Below are 17654 nucleotides of genomic sequence, written 5' to 3'. Positions count from 1 at the left end.
TTCAGCTCGATCGGATGCTGCTCGTTCGGGCGCCTCGTCGGGCCGGCTCAGCTCGCCGGGAGGTTCGCGAGCACGGCCTCGACGAGTCGCTGCGCGTCGCCCGGCTCGAAGAACTCGACCGAGTCGAGCACGACCCAGTAGGCGCCCGTGAAGACCTGCACCTGGCCGTTCGATCCGCTGTGCTCGAAGAAGCCGGTGACGGCGGGCGGCGTGCCGTACGTCGGCACCGCGGTGCTCGACGCCGCCGCCTCGTTGGCGTACGCCGTGAGCGCGGTGGCCGACGGTGTCGCCACGGCGACCTCGATGAGATCGCCGCTCGTCTGGTTGAGGTACCCGCACGCGGTGCCCGCGGCATCCGTCGCCACGGTCTTGATGGTCGCCGCCGTCGGCGCGTAGTCGGGCGCGGCGCCGAAGTTCGGGTTGAACGCGTACAGCTGGTCGGGCGTGGCGAGCGCGTCGCAGGCGATCGCGAACGGCGTGGGCGGATCGACGCTCTCGGTGGGCTCGGGCGTGACCGCGGGGTCGGATGCCGCGGGCGAGCCGCTCGCCGGGGCGGAGGCCGACGGCGTGGGCTCGGCGCCGGTCGGGCTGCACCCGCTCAGCAGCGCCACGGCGGCGGCGACGAGCATCGTCGAACCCATGACGGAACGGAGGCTTCGGGCAGGGCGGCGCAGGGCGGGGCGAGGCATGGACAGACTGTACAACGTCGAACGGTAGGATTTGCGGGTGACTCCCGACGACCTCTCGCGCGCCCTGTTCGACCTCGTGACCGCCATGGTCGAGCGACGTCGCCAAGCCGGCGCCGAGGTCGAGCTGTCGCTCTCGCCCGAGCAGATCGTGCTCGAGCGCCCGAAGAACCGCGACCACGGCGACTGGGCGTCGAACATCGCCATGCGCCTGGCGAAGCCGCTCGGCTCGAACCCGCGCGAGATCGCGACCGAGCTGGCTGCCGGCCTCGCGGGCGTCGACGGCGTCACGAGCGCCGAGGTCGCCGGCCCGGGCTTCATCAACGTCCGCCTCGACGCGGCCGCCGCCGGCGCGCTCGCGAAGACCATCGTCGACGCCGGCGCCGCGTACGGCCGCACCGACAAGCTCGCGGGCGAGCGCATCAACCTCGAGTTCGTCTCGGCGAACCCCACCGGCCCGCTGCACATCGGCCACACCCGCTGGGCCGCGCTCGGCGACGCCATCTCCCGCGTGCTCCGCGCCGCGGGCGCCGACGTCGCGAACGAGTACTACATCAACGACGCGGGCAACCAGATGGACAACTTCGGCCTGTCGGTGCTCGCGGCCGCGAAGGGCGAGCCGACCCCCGAGGGCGGGTACCCGGGCAGCTACATCGCCGACCTCGCGACCCGCGTGCTCGAGCGCGAGCCGAACCTGCTCGCCCTCGCCGACGACATCGCCATGCACACGGCGAAGGAGATCGCCTACGAGCTCCAGCTCGGCGAGATCCGCGAGTCGCTCGAGCGCTTCAACGTGCACTTCGACGTGTGGACCAGCGAGCGCCGACTGCACGCGAAGCACGACGACGGCCTCTCCGACGTCGACACGGCCGTCGAGCGCCTGCGCGCGCAGGGCCACGTCTACGACGAGGACGACGCCGTGTGGGTGCGCACGACGGACTTCGGCGACGACAAAGACCGCGTGATCCGTCGCGGCAACGGCGTGTACACCTACTTCGCCGCCGACGCCGCGTACTACCTCGACAAGGGCGATCGCGGCTTCGGCCACAAGATCTACCTGCTCGGCGCCGACCACCACGGCTACGTGCACCGCCTGAAGGCGCTCGCGGGCGCCGCGGGCGACGACCCCGAGCGCGACATCGAGGTGCTCATCGGCCAGCTCGTCTCGATCAACGGCGCGAAGCTGTCCAAGCGCGCGGGCAACATCATCGAGCTCGACGACCTGCAGGCCTGGCTCGGCACCGACGCCCTGCGCTACACGCTCGCGCGCTACCCGGCCGACTCGCCGCTCACGATCGACCCCGAGATCCTCACGCGTCGCACGAACGACAATCCCGTCTTCTACGTGCAGTACGCCCACGCCCGCACCTCCGCGGTCGACCGCAACGCGGCATCCGTCGGCGTCGACCGTTCGAGCTTCGCGCCCGAGCTGCTCGAGCACGAGACCGAGTCGGCCCTGCTCGGCGCACTCCAGGAGTTCCCCCGCATCGTCGCCCAGGCCGCAGAACTGCGCGAGCCGCACCGGGTCGCGCGCTACATCGAGGAGCTCGCCGGCCTCTACCACCGCTGGTACGACAACTGCCGCGTGCTGCCGCTCGGCGAGGAGCCCATCGGCGACCTGCACCGCACGCGCCTGTGGCTGAACGACGCGACCGGCCAGGTCCTCCGCAACGGCCTCGACCTGGTGGGAGTGTCCGCGCCCGAGCGCATGTGACTTCGGTACGCTGCTTCGGCACGCACGAACGCCCGGCACCACGAGCACGGAGGCACCGATGAGCACACCCCGCGATGGCTTCGACGAGACGGATGCCGCGGGCGGCCGTGAGCCCCACGAAGCCGCCGAGGCCGCCGAGGCCGCAGCGGTCGTGCCCGAGCCCGTCGCGCCCGCGCCAGTGGCGCCCGAGCCCGTGGTGGCCGACGACGCGCTCGCCCCCACCGCGGTGCTCGAGCCGCTTCCGGCCGACCACCAGCAGACCGAGGTGATCCGCGACGGCGTCGCGCCCGTCGCCCCGGCCGAAGACGCCGGCGCGGCGGCAGCGGTGCCTCCGGCGGAGAAGCCTCCCGTCGACTCGGCACGCCGCCGCACGCGCCGCCGCTGGATCCTCGCGGGCGTGATCGTGCTCGTCGTCGTCGCGGTGCTCGTCGTCGCCGACCTCCTGACGCGCTCGGCGATCGAGCAGCGCATCGCCGACGAGGCGCAGGCGTCGCTGCCCGAGAACGTGCAGGGCGACGTCGACGTGAAGATCGGCGGGTTCTCGGTGCTCGCGCAGCTGCTCACCGGCTCGCTCGAGCAGATCACGGCCGACGCGCCGAAGCTCGAGGTCGACGGCAACCCGATCGACGTGCACCTCGTCGCCCACGGCGTGCCCGTCCAAGAAGGCGGCACGATCGACCTCGTCGAGGGCACCCTGACGGCCGACGCGGCATCCGTCAACGCGCTCGTCGAGGTGCCGGGCGTCGACGGCGAGATCGTGTTCGGCGACGGCACGCTCGGCTACACCGGGCAGTTCGAACTGCTCGGGCTCGCGATCCCGTACTCGGTGACCGCCACGGCTGAAGCCGCAGGAACGTCGGTCCTGCTCACGCCCGTCGGCGTCGAGCTCGGCTCCGGCGACCGCGCGCTCGTGGTCGAGAACATGCCGAGCCTGCTCCGCAACCCGATCGACGTGTGCGTGGCGAAGTACCTGCCCGCGGGCGCGCAGGTCGACGACGTCGAGATCACGACCGGTCGGGCGACGGTCTCGGTCACGGCGAGCGACCTCCCGCTCGGCGAGGAGTCGCTGCAGGCGCTCGGCACCTGCGACTGAGCCGGGCGTCACCCGATTCGGCGGCTGCCCGGGCACTCGGTAGACTCCCCGGAGGCCGCCCCACAATGGCGGTTCGCAGCAGGCTCAGCCGAATCGATCCGGGTTCGCACGCCGCGAGCGAGGTTCTCGATCCACCACGTCCCTGAAGGTTTCCCCGTGGCAACGACCACCGCAGTCCCCGGATGGCTGCAAGCGCCCGCCGATGCGAACGCCCTCGCCGAGCAGGTCTGGCCGATCGGCGCGCATCGCGACGACGCCGGGCGCCTCGTCATCGGCGGCGTCGACGCCGAGACGCTCGCGGCGACCTACGGCACTCCGCTCTACGTGGTCGACGAGTCCGACGCCCGTGCCCGCGCGCGCCGCCTGCTGGCCGCATTCGAATCCGCCGCGGCATCCGTCGGCACCGGTGTCACCGTCTACTACGCGGGCAAGGCGTTCCTCTCGAGCGAGATCGTGCGCTGGGTCACGGGCGAGGGCCTCGCGGTCGACGTCTGCAGCGGCGGGGAACTCGCGGTCGCGCTCGCCGCGGGCGCCGACCCGGCCCGCATCGGGTTCCACGGCAACAACAAGTCGCCCGCCGAGATCGAACGCGCGGTCGGCGCGGGGGTCGGAGCGATCATCCTCGACTCCGAGATCGAGATCGAGCGCGTCGCCGAGGCCGCTGCGCTGGCCGGACGCGTGCAGCGCGTGCGCCTTCGCGTCAACAGCGGAGTGCACGCCTCGACCCACGAGTTCCTCGCCACCGCCCACGAGGACCAGAAGTTTGGCGTCTCGCTCGAGCGCGCCGTCGAACTCGGCACGCGCATCCGCTCGCACGCGTCGCTCGAGTTCCTCGGACTGCACTGCCACATCGGCTCGCAGATCTTCGATTCCGCGGGCTTCGCCGAGTCGGCCGAGCGACTGCTCGCCGCGCACGCCGAACTCGCACGGGTCGCGCCGCTGCCCGAGCTCAACCTCGGCGGCGGCTTCGGCATCGCCTACACCTCGGCCGACGAGCCCACGCCGATCGAGCAGATCGCGCAGGGCATCGCCGATGCGGTGGCGAGTGCGTGCCGCGACCACGGGGTGCCCGTGCCGAAGCTCGCCTTCGAACCCGGCCGCTCGATCATCGGCCCCGCCGGCGTGACGCTCTACACCGTCGGCACCGTCAAGCCCGTGCCGATCGAGGGCGGGTGGCGGCACTACGTCTCGGTCGACGGCGGCATGAGCGACAACGCCCGCACCGCGCTCTACGGCGCCGACTACACGGTGCGCCTGGCCGGCCGCGTGTCCGACGAGCTTCCTGCGCTCGTGCGCATCGCGGGCAAGCACTGCGAGTCGGGCGACATCGTCGTCGACGCCGACTACCTGCCGCACGACGTCGCTCCCGGCGACCTCCTCGCCGTCGCGGCCACCGGCGCCTACTGCTGGTCGCTCGCGAACAACTACAACCACGTTCCGCGCCCGCCGGTCGTCGCCGTCCGCGACGGCCGGGCGCGCGTGATTGTGCACGGCGAGACGGTCGACGACCTGCTCGCGCGCGACGCGGGCCTCACCGCGACGCGCACCGCACCGAACTCCACCGGAGGAATCACCGCATGATCGAGTACCGCTCCATCCGGGTCGGCCTCCTCGGAGCCGGCTCGGTCGGTTCGCAGGTCGCCCGGCTCCTCCTCGAGCACGGCGACGAGCTCGCGCAGCGCATCGGCGCGCGCATCGAGCTCGTCGGCATCGCCGTGCGCGACGTCGATGCCGAGCGCGACGTCGAGCTGCCCCGCGCGCTCCTCACGACCGACGCCGATGCGCTGATCCTCGGCTCCGACATCGTCATCGAGCTGATGGGCGGCCTCGAGCCCGCCCGCACGCTCGTGCTCCAGGCGATCGCCTCCGGCGCCGACGTCGTCACGGGCAACAAGGCGCTGCTCGCGACCCACGGCCCCGAACTGTTCGCCGCCGCCGAGCAGGTCGGCGCGCAGCTCTCCTACGAGGCCGCCGTCGGCGGGGCGATCCCGATCCTGCGTCCGCTCCGCGAGAGCCTCGCGGGCGACCGCGTCGAGCGCATCCTCGGCATCGTGAATGGCACCACGAACTTCATCCTCGACCGCATGGACACCACGGGCGCCTCGCTCGAAGACGCCCTCGCGACCGCGACCGAGCTCGGCTACGCCGAGGCCGACCCGACGGCCGACATCGGCGGCTACGACGCCGCGCAGAAGGCTGCGATCCTCGCGAGCATCGCCTTCCACACGAACGTGCCCGTCGAGGCCGTGCACCGCGAGGGCATCACCGGGGTGAGCGCCGCGCAGGTCGACTCGGCGCGCCGAGCGGGCTTCGTCGTGAAGCTCCTCGCCATCTGCGAGCGCCTCGTCGACGCCGAGACCGGCGAGGAGGGCGTGTCCGCCCGCGTGTACCCCGCCCTCGTGCCGCGCGAGCACCCGCTCGCCTCGGTGCGCGGCGCGAACAACGCGGTCTTCGTCGAGGCATCGGCCGCAGGCCCGCTCATGTTCTACGGCGCCGGCGCCGGGGGAGTGCAGACCGCCTCCGCCGTGCTCGGCGACCTCGTCGCCATCGCCCGTCGCCACGTCATCGGCGGCCCGGGCATGGCGGAGTCCACGCACGCCGAGCTGCCGATGTTCGACATCGGCCGCATCACCACGCGTTACGCGATCACGCTCGAGGTCGTCGACGAGCCCGGCGTGCTCGAGCGCATCGCCCGCGTGTTCAGCGAGCACGGGGTGTCGGTCGAGCAGCTCCAGCAGACGGTGAGCAGTGGCTCCGAGCGGGCTACGCTGGTGATCGGGACGCACGAGGCGACGGAGTCCGCGCTCGCCGAGACCGTCACCTCCCTCGCCGAGAATCCCGTCGTCGCATCCGTCGCGTCCGTCCTCCGAGTCGAAGGAACACTGTGAACCAGCCCAGCCCCAAGGCCACGTCCCGTCAGTGGCGAGGCGTCATCCGCGAGTACGCCGATCGTCTCGACGTCACGGATGCCACGCCGGTCGTCACCCTCGGCGAGGGCGGCACGCCGCTCCTGCCCGCGCCGGCGCTGTCGCGCCGGACGGGCGCCGACGTGTGGGTCAAGTACGAGGGCATGAACCCGACCGGCTCCTTCAAGGACCGCGGCATGACCATGGCCGTCACGAAGGCCGTCGAGCGGGGGGCGAAGGTCGTCATCTGCGCCTCGACCGGCAACACGTCCGCGTCGGCCGCGGCCTACGCGGCGCACGCCGGCATCAAGGCGGCCGTGCTCGTTCCCGAGGGCAAGATCGCCATGGGCAAGCTCAGCCAGGCCATCGCGCACAACGGCGAGCTCCTCCAGGTGCAGGGCAACTTCGACGACTGCCTCGACATCGCCCGCGACCTCGCGGCGAACTACCCGGTGCACCTCGTCAACTCGGTCAACAACGACCGCATCGAGGGTCAGAAGACCGCGGCGTTCGAGATCGTCGAGGCCCACGGCGACGCCCCCGACTTCCACTTCATCCCGGTCGGCAACGCGGGCAACTACACCGCCTACACGCGCGGCTACCGTGAAGACATCGCCGCGGGCAACGCCACGCGCATGCCCCGCATGTTCGGCTTCCAGGCCTCGGGCTCCGCGCCGATCGTGCGCGGCGAGCCGGTGAAGCACCCCGAGACCATCGCGAGCGCGATCCGCATCGGCAACCCGGCCTCGTGGGAGCTCGCCCTCTCGGCGCGCGACGAGACCGACGGCTACTTCGGCGCCATCGACGACGACAAGATCCTCGAGGCCCAGCGCATCCTCTCGGCCGAGGTCGGCATCTTCGTCGAGCCCGCATCGGCGATCTCGGTCGCCGGCCTGCTCGAGCGTTCGGCCGCGGGGGTCATCCCGGCGGGCGCGCGCGTCGTGCTCACGGTGACGGGCCACGGCCTCAAGGACCCCCAGTGGGCCCTGCGCACGGCGGACGGCTCCGACGTGCAGCCCACGATCGTTCCCGTGGACACGGCCCAGATCGCCGCGGTGCTCGGACTCGCCTCATGAGCGTGACCGTGCCCCAGGCGTCGACGGGCCCGGTCGACCTCGTCGGCCGTCGCGTGCGCGTCAAGGTGCCCGCGACGAGTGCGAACCTCGGCCCCGGCTTCGACACGCTCGGCCTCGCGCTCGCTCGCTACGACGAGCTCGAGATCGAGGCGACGGATGCCGCGGCCCACGACATCGAGGTGCACGGCGTCGGCGAGGGCGAGGTGCCGCTCGACGAGACGCACCTCGTGGTGCGCGCCATGGCGCACACGTTCTCGCGAGTCGGCGTGGAGATGCCGTCGATCCGCCTCGTGGCGCACAACACCATCCCGCACGGCCGAGGTCTCGGCTCGTCGGGTGCGGCGATCGTCGCCGGCGTGGTCGCGGCATCCGGGCTCCTCGAGGGCGTCGTCGAGCTCAGCGCCGACGACCTCCTCGAGATCGCGACCGAGCTCGAGGGGCACCCCGACAACGTCGCTCCCGCGCTCTTCGGCGGACTCACCATCGCGTGGGTCACGCCCGAGGGTCCGCGCCACAAGAAGCTCATCGTGCACCGCGGCGTCTCGCCGCTCGTGCTCGTGCCGGAGCACGAGATGTCGACGGCGCTCGCGCGATCGCTGCAGCCGCAGTCGGTGCCCCATGAAGACGCCGTGTTCAACGTGTCGCGCTCGGCCCTGCTCATCGCGGCCCTCATCCAGAGCCCCGAGCTGCTGCTGCAGGCCACCGAAGACAAGCTGCACCAGAACTACCGGGCTCAGGCGATGCCCGAGACCGATCGGCTCATCCGGGTGCTCCGCGCGGCCGGTCACCCGGCCGTCGTCTCCGGCGCCGGACCGTCGATCCTGGTGCTGGCGAGCGACCCGAGTGCACGCGCCGAGGCGGTGCGCCTCGTCGAGGAGTCCGCCGAGACGGCGTGGCAGCCGCTGCCGCTCGCGGTCGACTTCCTGGGAGCCACCGTCACGCCCGTGGCCGACTGAGCGGGAGCCTGTTCTCCGTTTCGTTCTCCACAGGGCGCGTCACGAATCGGCGCATGGCTCGTCTGGTGATAGCATTGGAGCGCACCCGACGAGCGACGCACTGTTCGCGTTCAACGTCGCATCGTGCAATTCCCGGCAATCATTGCTTTCTCGCTCGCGCACGTCTGCGCCTCCGCGCATGACCTCTGACGTGTCAGCGACCAGCTCTTCTGGGTCCGCATATCTTGCGACCAGGGGAAAGGAACATACCCAAGTGACCAACGCATCCGACCACGCTGAACTGAGCGCGGCGAACCGCACCCGACTCACCACCCTGAAGGTGGCCGAACTCCAGGAGCTCGCCGCCTCGCTCGGCATCTCCGGCGCCTCCAAGCGCCGCAAGGGCGAGCTCGTGGACCTGATCTCGGCCCACCAGATCGGCGAGGCCCCCGACGTCGAGACGCCCGACGCCGTCGACGCGCCGCCGGTCGAGGCTCCCGCCGCCGAGGCCCCCGTCGCCGAGGCCGTCGAGGCCCCCGCAGCCGTCGCCGAGGCGGCGGCCCCGGCCGCCGACGAGGTCGCAGCCGCGCCCGTCGAGGCGCCGGTCGACGAGGCGCCCGCCGCCGAGCCCGAGGCGCCCGCCGCTCCGGCGCGTACCCGTCAGGGTCGCCAGCCGCGCCGCGCAACGAGCGCGACCACTGCGGCCGCCCAGCACGCGAACGCCGGCGCCTCCGGCGTCGACCTCGTGCCCGCGGCATCCGGCACCGACAGCGACGAGGCCCGCGAGGCCGCCCGCGCCGCCGTGCGCGAGGAGCTCGCGGCCGCGACCGGCGAGGCCGGCCGCGCCCCCCAGGCCGACGCCGAGGGCGAGCAGGCAGCCGACCAGCCCCGCCAGGGTCGCAGCCGCAACCGCGGTCGCCGCGGTGGAGAGCGCGAGCGCGCCGAGCGCACGGGCGAGGACGCGCAGAAGGGCGCCGACGCGCAGGGCCAGGGTCGTCAGAACGGGCAGAACGCTCAGAACGGCAACACCCAGAACGGCAACACCCAGAACGGCAACGGCCAGGGCGGCAACGGCAACGCCGAGCCGCGCAAGGCCGACGAGCAGGGCGGCCGCCAGCCGCGCGAGCGCCAGGGCGCCGACGCCGAGGCCAAGCAGGGCGGCGAGAACCGCCAGCAGGGTCAGCAGAGCCGAGGCGGCAACGCCGAGGCGCTCGACGCCGACGGCGGCCGTCGCAACCGCTACCGCGACCGCAAGCGTCGCGGCCAGACCGGCGGCGACGAGCTCGAGCCCGAGGTCCTCGACGACGACGTGCTGATCCCCATCGCGGGCATCCTCGACGTGCTCGACAACTACGCGTTCGTGCGCACGACGGGTTACCTGCCCGGCCCGAGCGACGTCTACGTCTCGCTCGGCCAGGTCAAGAAGTACAACCTGCGCAAGGGCGACGCGGTCGTCGGCTCGATCAAGCAGCCGCGTGACGGCGAGTCGAACAGCCGCCAGAAGTACAACGCCCTCGTCAAGGTCGACTCGGTGAACGGCCAGACCATCGAGGAGTCGGGCGCGCGCGTCGAGTTCCAGAAGCTCACGCCGCTCTACCCGCAGGAGCGCCTGCGCCTCGAGACCGAGCCCACCAAGCTCACGCAGCGCATCATCGACCTCGTCGCACCCATCGGCAAGGGCCAGCGCGGCCTCATCGTCGCGCCCCCGAAGGCGGGCAAGACGATAGTGCTGCAGCAGATCGCGAACGCCATCTCGATCAACAACCCCGAGGTCCACCTCATGGTCGTGCTCGTCGACGAGCGCCCCGAAGAGGTCACCGACATGCAGCGCACGGTCAAGGGCGAGGTCATCGCCTCGACGTTCGACCGTCCGGCCGAAGACCACACGACGGTCGCCGAACTCGCCATCGAGCGTGCGAAGCGACTCGTCGAGCTCGGCCACGACGTCGTCGTGCTGCTCGACTCGATCACCCGCCTGGGCCGCGCCTACAACCTGGCCGCACCCACCTCGGGCCGCATCCTCTCGGGCGGCGTCGACGCCTCGGCGCTCTACCCGCCGAAGCGCTTCTTCGGCGCAGCGCGCAACATCGAGAACGGCGGATCCCTCACGATCCTCGCGACCGCGCTCGTGGAGACCGGCTCCAAGATGGACGAGGTCATCTTCGAGGAGTTCAAGGGCACCGGCAACTCCGAGCTCCGCCTCTCGCGCCAGCTCGCCGACAAGCGCATCTTCCCGGCGGTCGACGTCAACGCGTCGTCCACCCGCCGCGAGGAGATGCTGCTGAGCCCCGACGAGGTCAAGATCACGTGGAAGCTGCGTCGTGCCCTCGCGGGCCTCGACCAGCAGCCCGCGCTCGAGGCCGTGCTGGGCCGCCTGAAGGAGACCCAGTCCAACGTCGAGTTCCTGATGCTCATGCAGAAGTCGATGCCGGTGGGGGCCAACGGCCACGGGGCATCGCACGCGAACGAGCACGACCACCGCTGAGGCATCCGTGTTCGAATCCGTCAAGGGCCTGCTCGCCGAGCACGGCGCGCTCCAGGAGGCGCTCGCCGACCCGGCGCTGCATGCCGACGCCGCGCGTGCGAAGAAGGTGAACCGGCGTTACGCCGAGCTCAGCCGCATCGTCGCCGCGAACTCGGCCTGGCACGAGGCGCAGGACGACCTCGCCGCCGCGCGTGAGCTCGCGAAGGAGGACGACGCGTTCGCCGAAGAGGTGCCCGCGCTCGAGGAGAGCCTCGCGCAGGCTCAGGAGAAGCTCCGGCGACTCCTGATCCCGCGCGACCCCGATGACGGTCGCGACGTGATCATGGAGATCAAGGGCGGCGAGGGCGGCGCCGAGAGCGCCCTCTTCGCCGGCGATCTCCTGCGCATGTACATGCAGTACGCGCAGTCGAAGGGCTGGAAGGTCGAGCTCCTCGACCAGAACGAGTCCGACCTGGGCGGCTACAAAGACGTGCAGGTCGCGATCAAGTCGAACGCGACCGACCCGTCGCAGGGCGTCTGGGCGCACCTGAAGTACGAGGGCGGCGTGCACCGCGTGCAGCGCGTGCCCGTGACCGAGACGCAGGGGCGCATCCACACGTCGACCACCGGCGTGCTCGTCTTCCCCGAGGTCGACGAGCCCGAAGAGGTCGAGATCAACCAGAACGACCTCAAGATCGACGTGTACCGCTCGTCGGGTCCCGGCGGCCAGTCGGTCAACACGACCGACTCGGCCGTGCGCATCACCCACCTGCCCACGGGCATCGTGGTGTCGATGCAGAACGAGAAGTCGCAGCTGCAGAACCGCGAGGCCGCCATGCGCGTGCTCCGCGCCCGCATCCTCGCGCGCCAGCAGGAGGAGCTCGACGCCGCGGCATCCGATGCCCGCAAGTCGCAGATCCGCTCGATGGACCGTTCGGAGCGCATCCGCACGTACAACTTCCCCGAGAACCGCATCGCCGATCACCGCACCGGCTACAAGGCGTACAACCTCGACCAGGTCATGAACGGCGCGCTCGAGCCGATCATCGAGTCGGCCATCCAGGCCGACGAAGAGGCGCAGCTCGCCGGTCTCGCCGAAGGCTGACGCACGAGTCGACGCACGTCACGCCGCCTCAGCGGTGACGAGACCGCGGTGACGAGACCGTGATGACACGACGAAGGGGCGGATGCCGCGGCATCCGCCCCTTCGTCGTACTCGGCGTCGAACGGCTCTTCGTCAGACGTGCCGTTCGTGGTCAGATGTGCCAGTCGTGCACGCCGCGCGACGAATCGGCGGCCGCGGCGCTCAACGGTCGAGCGGTCGCGGGCACGCCCACGAGCAACGAGTGCGGGGGAGCGCTGCGCGTCACGACGGCGTTGGCGCCGACGGCGCTCCACTCGCCGATCGTGATGTCGCCGAGCACCTTCGCGCCGGCGCCGATGGTGACGCCGTCGCCGAGGGTCGGGTGCCGCTTGGTGCCGGGCGGCGTGTGCCGCGGCGCCTTTCCGCCGAGCGTGACGCCGTGGTAGAGCATGCAGTCGTCGCCGATGATCGCGGTCTCGCCGATCACGACGCCCATGCCGTGATCGATGAAGAAGCGGCGCCCGATGGTCGCGCCGGGGTGGATCTCGATGCCGGTGGTGAAGCGCGTGAGTTGCGAGATCACGCGCGCCGGGAAACGGAACCCCGCGCGCCACAGTCGATGCGTCAGGCGGGAGGCCCACACCGCGTGCAGGCCGGAGTACACGAGGAAGACCTCGAGATCGCTGCGTGCGGCGGGGTCGTGCGCACGAGCGGTCGCGAGGTCTTCCTTCAGTCGGGAGAAGAAGCTCACCCGGTCAGTCAAGCAGACCTTCGTACAGCACCGTGGACAGGTAGCGCTCACCGTAGCTCGCGAGGATGACGACGATCGTCTTGCCGGCGTTCTCGGGGCGCTTGGCGACCTCGATCGCGGCGTAGACGGTGGCGCCCGACGAGATGCCGCCGAGGATGCCCTCTTCGGTGCCGAGACGGCGCGCGGTGGCGACGGCCTGCGTGATGTTGACGTCGAAGATCTCGTCGTAGACCTCGCGGTCGAGGATCTCGGGCACGAAGTTCGCGCCGATGCCCTGGATCTTGTGCGGGCCGGGGGCGCCGCCGTTGAGGATGGGGGACTCCTCGGGCTCGACGCCGATGATCTGCACTTCGGGCTTGCGCTCCTTGAGGACCTGACCGACGCCAGAGATGGTGCCGCCCGTGCCGATGCCCGAGATGAAGATGTCGACGCCGCCGTCGGTGTCGGCCCAGATCTCCTCTGCCGTGGTGCGGCGGTGGATCTCGACGTTGGCCTGGTTCGCGAACTGCTTGGCGAGCACCGCACCGGGGGTCTCGGCGACGATCTGCTCGGCGCGCGCGACGGCGCCCTTCATGCCCTCTGAGCCGGGCGTGAGCACGAGCTGCGCACCGTAGGCCTTGAGGAGCGCCTTGCGCTCGGCCGACATGGTCTCGGGCATCGCGAGGATGACGTTGTAGCCGCGCGCCGCGCCGACCATGGCGAGGGCGATGCCCGTGTTGCCGCTGGTGCCCTCGACGATGGTGCCGCCGGGTGCGAGCTCGCCGGAGGCCTCTGCGGCGTCGACGATGGCGATGCCGAGGCGGTCCTTGACGCTCGCGGAGGGGTTGTAGAACTCGAGCTTGCCGAGCACGGTGGCGCCCGCACCCTCGCTGATGCGGTTCAGGCGCACGAGCGGCGTGCGACCGAAGGCCTCGGTGATGTTGTCGAAGATCTGGGCCATTGGGGGCTTCCTCTCGGGTGTGGGTGCGGCAGCGAACGCCGTCGTCAAGCCTAGGCGGGGGGTTCCTCACGGTCACGTGCATTACATTCCATTTCATGGATGCACGGATGCCGCGGCCCGCCGGCGATCGTTCGGTCAGGGCGGTGCGCGAGGCGATCGTCTCGCGCCTGACGGCCGCGGGCGTGCCCGACGCAGAGGTCGACGCCGAGCTGCTCCTCGGGCACGTGCTCGACCTCTCGCGCGGCGGCGTGCAGGCCCGGTTGATCATGGGCGGCGAGCTCGACGAGGCGGATGCCGCCGCGCTGGCGGCGCTCGTCGATCGCCGGGCGGCGCGCGAGCCATTGCAGCACATCACGGGGCGCGCGCCGTTCCGCAGCCTCGACCTGCTCGTCGGCCCCGGCGTGCTGGTGCCCCGGCCCGAGACCGAGACGGTCGCCCAGCTCGCGATCGACGCCCTGCGTGCGGTGCCGGCCGCGTCGCCGATCGCCGTCGATCTCGGCACGGGCAGCGGCGCGCTCGCGCTCGCGCTCGCGACCGAGGTGCCGCACGCGCGGGTGCACGCGGTCGAGATCTCACCCGAGGCAGCGGTCTGGGCGAGGCGCAACATCGACGAGACGGGCGTCGCGGTCGAGCTCGTCGTCGGCGATCTCGCCGACGCGCTGCCCGAGCTCGACGGCCGGGTCTCGGTGGTCGTGTCGAATCCGCCCTACGTGCCCGCGGCCGAGTTGCCGCGCGACGTCGAGGTGCTCGTGCACGATCCGGATGTCGCGCTCTACGGCGGTGGCGACGGGCTCGACGTGATCCGGGCGCTCTCGGTGCGCGCGTTCGCGCTGCTGCACCCCGGCGGCACGCTCGTGTTCGAGCACTTCGAGACGCAGTCGGCGGCGATCGCGGATCTGCTGCGCACCGACGGCTGGCGGGCGATCTCGCACCACCGCGACCTGACCGGGCGCGACCGGGCGACGACCGCGACCCGCTGAGGCGCAGCGACGCCCGCTGAGACGCGACGCCCGCTGAGACGGATTGCGCACCACGGGCGCCCGCCCGCGGCATCCGCCCGACTCAGCCCTTTCGCTGCGCCGCCCGCTCCTGCTCCCGTTCGGCGCGTTCCCGGTCGCGCTCGGCTCGCTCGCGCGCGCCCCTGACCGCCTCGCGCTCCCGCTTCTGCGCTTCTCGCAGCGCCCGCTCGGCCTCGCGACGCAGCTTCGCCGCCTCGCGGACCGCCTTGTCTCGCGGAGGCTCGAGTGACGGCGGCAGGGGCGCGGGAGCAGCCGGAAGCCCGTCGGAGTGCTGCTCGACGTACGTCTGGATGCCGTCGAGCATGCGCTGGAGGCCGAACACGAAGTCGTCGGCGGTGTTGGGCGCGGACGGACCGTCTGCCGCGCTCTCCTCGACGTAGCCGCCGCCCAGGAACAGGGGCGCGAGGTACGGGAACCGCTCTGGCGTGACGAACTCGGTGAGCGTCGAGAGGTAGCGCTCGCCGGTCACCTCGGCCTGGTCCGTCGCCGCGGCGGCTCGGGCGATGTCCCGGTCCTGCGCGCTCGTGGCGCGCGCATAGCTGGTGAACATGAGCAGGCTCGACATCTTCTCGCCGTCGCTGAGCGGCAGGTCGCGCACCTCCCGCAGGAACCAGTCCACGATCATGAGCGCGTTGGGCGTGATCGGGGCGCCGGAGACCGGGATGTCGACGAGCCACGGGTGGGCCTCGTATCCGGCCCTGATGCCGAGCACCCACGCGGTGATGCCGTCGCGCCAGCCGCGTTCGAGGCTCGCGTCGGGCACGGGCAGCTCGCTCGCAGCCTCCTGCATGAGCAGGATCAGGTCGTCCTTGCTCGTGACGTAGCGGTAGAGCGACATGGTCGTGAACCCGAGCGTGGTGGCCACGCGGCTCATGGACACGGCGGCGAGGCCCTCGGCATCGGCGATCTCGATGGCCACCTCGACGATGCGCTCGATCGAGAGTTCGCGCTTCGGGCCTCGCTGCGGGTGCGCGGCGACACCCCAGGCGAGGGCGACGCCGCGGGGGAGTTCGGGGTCGGGCCGCTGCTCGTTCATGGACATCCGTTCGTGTCGGTGTTGACGACAGTCTAGAACTGTGTATTACTTATACAACTGTAGATGACCTAAACAGTTTGCGCCGCACGCAGATGCCCGCCGGGGTCGCCGAGACGCAGACCGGACCGATCGGAGACACCATGCCACTCGCCATCGAAGCCCACGGGCTCCGCAAGCGCTTCGGTCGCACCGACGTGCTCGCGGGGCTCGACCTCGCCGTGCCCGTCGGCACGATCTTCGCGCTGCTCGGCCCCAACGGAGCCGGAAAGACGACGACCGTCAACATCCTCACCACGCTCGTGCGGCCCGACGAGGGCACGGTGTCCGTCGCCGGGCACGACGCGCTCGCCCGACCCGACGAGGTGCGTCGCCGCATCAGCCTCACGGGCCAGTCGGCTGCGGTCGACGAGGTGCTCACCGGCACCGAGAATCTCGTCATGCTCGGTCGGCTCTCGGGGTTGTCCGCCCATGGCGCACGAACCAGGGCCGCCGAACTCCTCGAACGCTTCGACCTCGCGGATGCCGCGGGCCGGCGCGTCGGCACCTACTCGGGCGGCATGCGGCGGCGGCTCGACCTCGCGCTCAGCCTCGTCGTCGCCGTGCCCGTGATCTTCCTCGACGAGCCGACGACCGGATTGGACACCCGCAGTCGGCAGGAGCTCTGGGCCGTCATCCGCTCGCTCGCCGACAACGGCGCCACGGTGTTCCTCACCACCCAGTACCTCGAGGAGGCCGACCGCCTGGCCGACCGCATCGCGGTGCTCGACCACGGGCGCATCGCGGCCGAGGGCACGGCCGACGAGCTCAAGGCGCGCATCGGGGGAGAGGTGGTCGAACTCCGCGACGAGTCGGGCTCCGTGCTCGCCGAGCTGCCGACCGACGGCACCGTGCACGGCCTCCGCGCCGCGGTCGAGCGTATCGACCTGCTGCCAGGAGCGGCGGCGGCCGGCGCGACGGTGGCGATCCGGCGGCCGAGCCTCGACGACGTGTTCCTCGCCATCACCGGCCGCGATGCGACATCCGACCCCGAGGCATCCGGCCCCGAGGCGTCCGCCCCCGAGACATCCGCACCCGAACTGCAGGAAGCGAAGTGAGCACCATGACCACCGTCACCCACGCCGCCGGGCCGACCGCCGCCACGTCCGTGGGCGAACGCCCGCGCATCGGGGCGCTGACCGCGGAGACCGTCTTCATCGGGCGCAGCTTCCGTCACTCGGTGCGCGATGTCGAATCGATGCTCATGGCCGTCATGCTGCCCGTGATGCTCATGCTGATGTTCACGTGGATCTTCGGCAACGCGATCGACCCCACCGGGGGCTACGTCGACTACGTCGTGCCGGGCATCATCCTGCTCTGCGCGGGGTTCGGCGCATCGTCGACGGCCGTCTCGGTCTCGCGCGACATGACGACGGGCGTGATCGACCGTTTCCGCACGATGCCGATCCGGAGCGGTGCGGTGCTCACCGGGCATGTCGTGGCGAGCCTCGTGCGCAACCTCGTCGCGACCGCGGTCGTGATCTGCGTCGGCCTGCTCGTCGGGTTCCGGCCATCGGCGACGCCGCTCGAGTGGGTCGCGGTCTTCGGCCTCGTCGCGCTCTACATCCTCGCGATCACCTACCTCTTCGCGGCGATCGGCCTGGCCGCGGGCACGCCGGAGGCGGCGAGCGGCTACGGCTTCATCCTGCTCTTCCTGCCCTACATCTCGAGCGCGTTCGTCCCGGTCGACACGATGCCCGAGTGGCTCCGGCCGATCGCCGAGCACCAGCCGATCACCCCCGTGATCGAGACCATCAGGGCGCTGCTCGCCGATGCCCCGCTCGGCGACCAGGCCTGGTGGGCGGTGGGCTGGTGCGTCGCGATCATCGTCGTCGCCGCGGTCTGGGGGGCCTGGCTGTTCGCACGCAAGGCCGGTCGGCGCTGACGCGCACCTCCGACGACGATCCGAACGGC

General features: G+C 71.5%; 15 protein-coding genes. 11 read left to right on the top strand and 4 right to left on the bottom strand.

What is annotated here, in order from left to right; genetic code table 11:
* Positions 1 to 47: 47 nt before the first annotated feature.
* A complete protein-coding gene (locus ATC03_RS13645) occupies positions 48 to 689 on the bottom strand; it encodes a hypothetical protein (RefSeq protein WP_067878128.1) in 642 nt (213 codons plus the stop codon).
* A 37-nt stretch (positions 690 to 726) separates the two neighbouring features.
* On the opposite strand from ATC03_RS13645, the gene ATC03_RS13640 reads away from it, so the two are divergent.
* The 8 genes from ATC03_RS13640 to prfA all read left to right on the top strand — a co-directional run bounded on the left by ATC03_RS13640 (position 727) and on the right by prfA (position 11979).
* The gene (locus ATC03_RS13640) at positions 727 to 2400 is read left to right on the top strand and encodes an arginine--tRNA ligase (protein ID WP_067878125.1); all 1674 of its coding nucleotides are present in this window, start codon (positions 727 to 729) and stop codon (positions 2398 to 2400) included.
* A gap of 58 nt (positions 2401 to 2458) precedes the next feature.
* Positions 2459 to 3493, top strand: a complete 1035-nt coding sequence (locus ATC03_RS13635; RefSeq protein WP_084003499.1) for an LmeA family phospholipid-binding protein — start codon at positions 2459 to 2461, stop codon at positions 3491 to 3493.
* A 156-nt stretch (positions 3494 to 3649) separates the two neighbouring features.
* Positions 3650 to 5074: a diaminopimelate decarboxylase gene (gene lysA / locus ATC03_RS13630; protein ID WP_067878122.1), complete on the top strand. Its 1425-nt coding sequence runs from the start codon at positions 3650 to 3652 to the stop codon at positions 5072 to 5074.
* Entirely contained in the window at positions 5071 to 6381 is a 1311-nt protein-coding gene (locus ATC03_RS13625; RefSeq protein WP_067878119.1) for a homoserine dehydrogenase, read from the top strand. Before lysA ends, ATC03_RS13625 begins: the two co-directional genes overlap by 4 nt.
* Complete coding sequence (gene thrC / locus ATC03_RS13620; RefSeq protein ID WP_067878116.1) at positions 6378 to 7475, top strand: threonine synthase; 1098 nt, start codon at positions 6378 to 6380, stop codon at positions 7473 to 7475. The genes ATC03_RS13625 and thrC overlap by 4 nt, the downstream gene beginning before the upstream one ends.
* Positions 7472 to 8431: a homoserine kinase gene (thrB, locus tag ATC03_RS13615; RefSeq protein ID WP_067878113.1), complete on the top strand. Its 960-nt coding sequence runs from the start codon at positions 7472 to 7474 to the stop codon at positions 8429 to 8431. Before thrC ends, thrB begins: the two co-directional genes overlap by 4 nt.
* Before the next feature lie 253 nt (positions 8432 to 8684).
* Positions 8685 to 10895: a transcription termination factor Rho gene (gene rho, locus ATC03_RS13610; RefSeq protein WP_074401051.1), complete on the top strand. Its 2211-nt coding sequence runs from the start codon at positions 8685 to 8687 to the stop codon at positions 10893 to 10895.
* A gap of 7 nt (positions 10896 to 10902) precedes the next feature.
* Positions 10903 to 11979 (top strand): peptide chain release factor 1, encoded by a 1077-nt coding sequence (prfA, locus tag ATC03_RS13605; protein WP_067878110.1) that lies wholly within the window; start codon positions 10903 to 10905, stop codon positions 11977 to 11979.
* A 151-nt stretch (positions 11980 to 12130) separates the two neighbouring features.
* On the opposite strand, the gene epsC is transcribed toward prfA, so the two are convergent.
* Both epsC and cysK read right to left on the bottom strand, forming a co-directional pair.
* Positions 12131 to 12709, bottom strand: a complete 579-nt coding sequence (epsC, locus tag ATC03_RS13600; protein ID WP_067878107.1) for a serine O-acetyltransferase EpsC — start codon at positions 12707 to 12709, stop codon at positions 12131 to 12133.
* A 4-nt stretch (positions 12710 to 12713) separates the two neighbouring features.
* The gene (cysK, locus tag ATC03_RS13595; RefSeq protein ID WP_067878104.1) at positions 12714 to 13649 is read right to left on the bottom strand and encodes a cysteine synthase A; all 936 of its coding nucleotides are present in this window, start codon (positions 13647 to 13649) and stop codon (positions 12714 to 12716) included.
* A gap of 107 nt (positions 13650 to 13756) precedes the next feature.
* Here cysK and prmC point away from each other — a divergent pair, with 107 nt between their 5' ends.
* Positions 13757 to 14629: a peptide chain release factor N(5)-glutamine methyltransferase gene (prmC, locus tag ATC03_RS13590; protein WP_067878101.1), complete on the top strand. Its 873-nt coding sequence runs from the start codon at positions 13757 to 13759 to the stop codon at positions 14627 to 14629.
* Positions 14630 to 14711: 82 nt separating this feature from the next.
* Here the strand turns inward: prmC and ATC03_RS13585 are convergent, their stop codons facing one another.
* Entirely contained in the window at positions 14712 to 15704 is a 993-nt protein-coding gene (locus ATC03_RS13585) for a TetR/AcrR family transcriptional regulator (RefSeq protein ID WP_067882207.1), read from the bottom strand.
* 140 nt (positions 15705 to 15844) lie between these two features.
* Here ATC03_RS13585 and ATC03_RS13580 point away from each other — a divergent pair, with 140 nt between their 5' ends.
* Together ATC03_RS13580 and ATC03_RS13575 are read left to right on the top strand one after the other, a co-directional pair.
* Positions 15845 to 16798 carry an ATP-binding cassette domain-containing protein gene (locus ATC03_RS13580; protein WP_084003744.1) on the top strand — a complete coding sequence of 318 codons (954 nt, stop codon included), beginning with the start codon at positions 15845 to 15847 and terminating at the stop codon, positions 16796 to 16798.
* 5 nt (positions 16799 to 16803) lie between these two features.
* A complete protein-coding gene (locus ATC03_RS13575; RefSeq protein WP_067882204.1) occupies positions 16804 to 17625 on the top strand; it encodes an ABC transporter permease in 822 nt (273 codons plus the stop codon).
* Positions 17626 to 17654 lie beyond the last annotated feature (29 nt).

Origin of the sequence: Agromyces aureus (assembly GCF_001660485.1) — a bacterium.
Lineage (GTDB): Bacteria > Actinomycetota > Actinomycetes > Actinomycetales > Microbacteriaceae > Agromyces > Agromyces aureus.
Note: the sequence above shows the minus strand (reverse complement) of the source record. Positions and strands in the feature narration are given on the sequence as shown.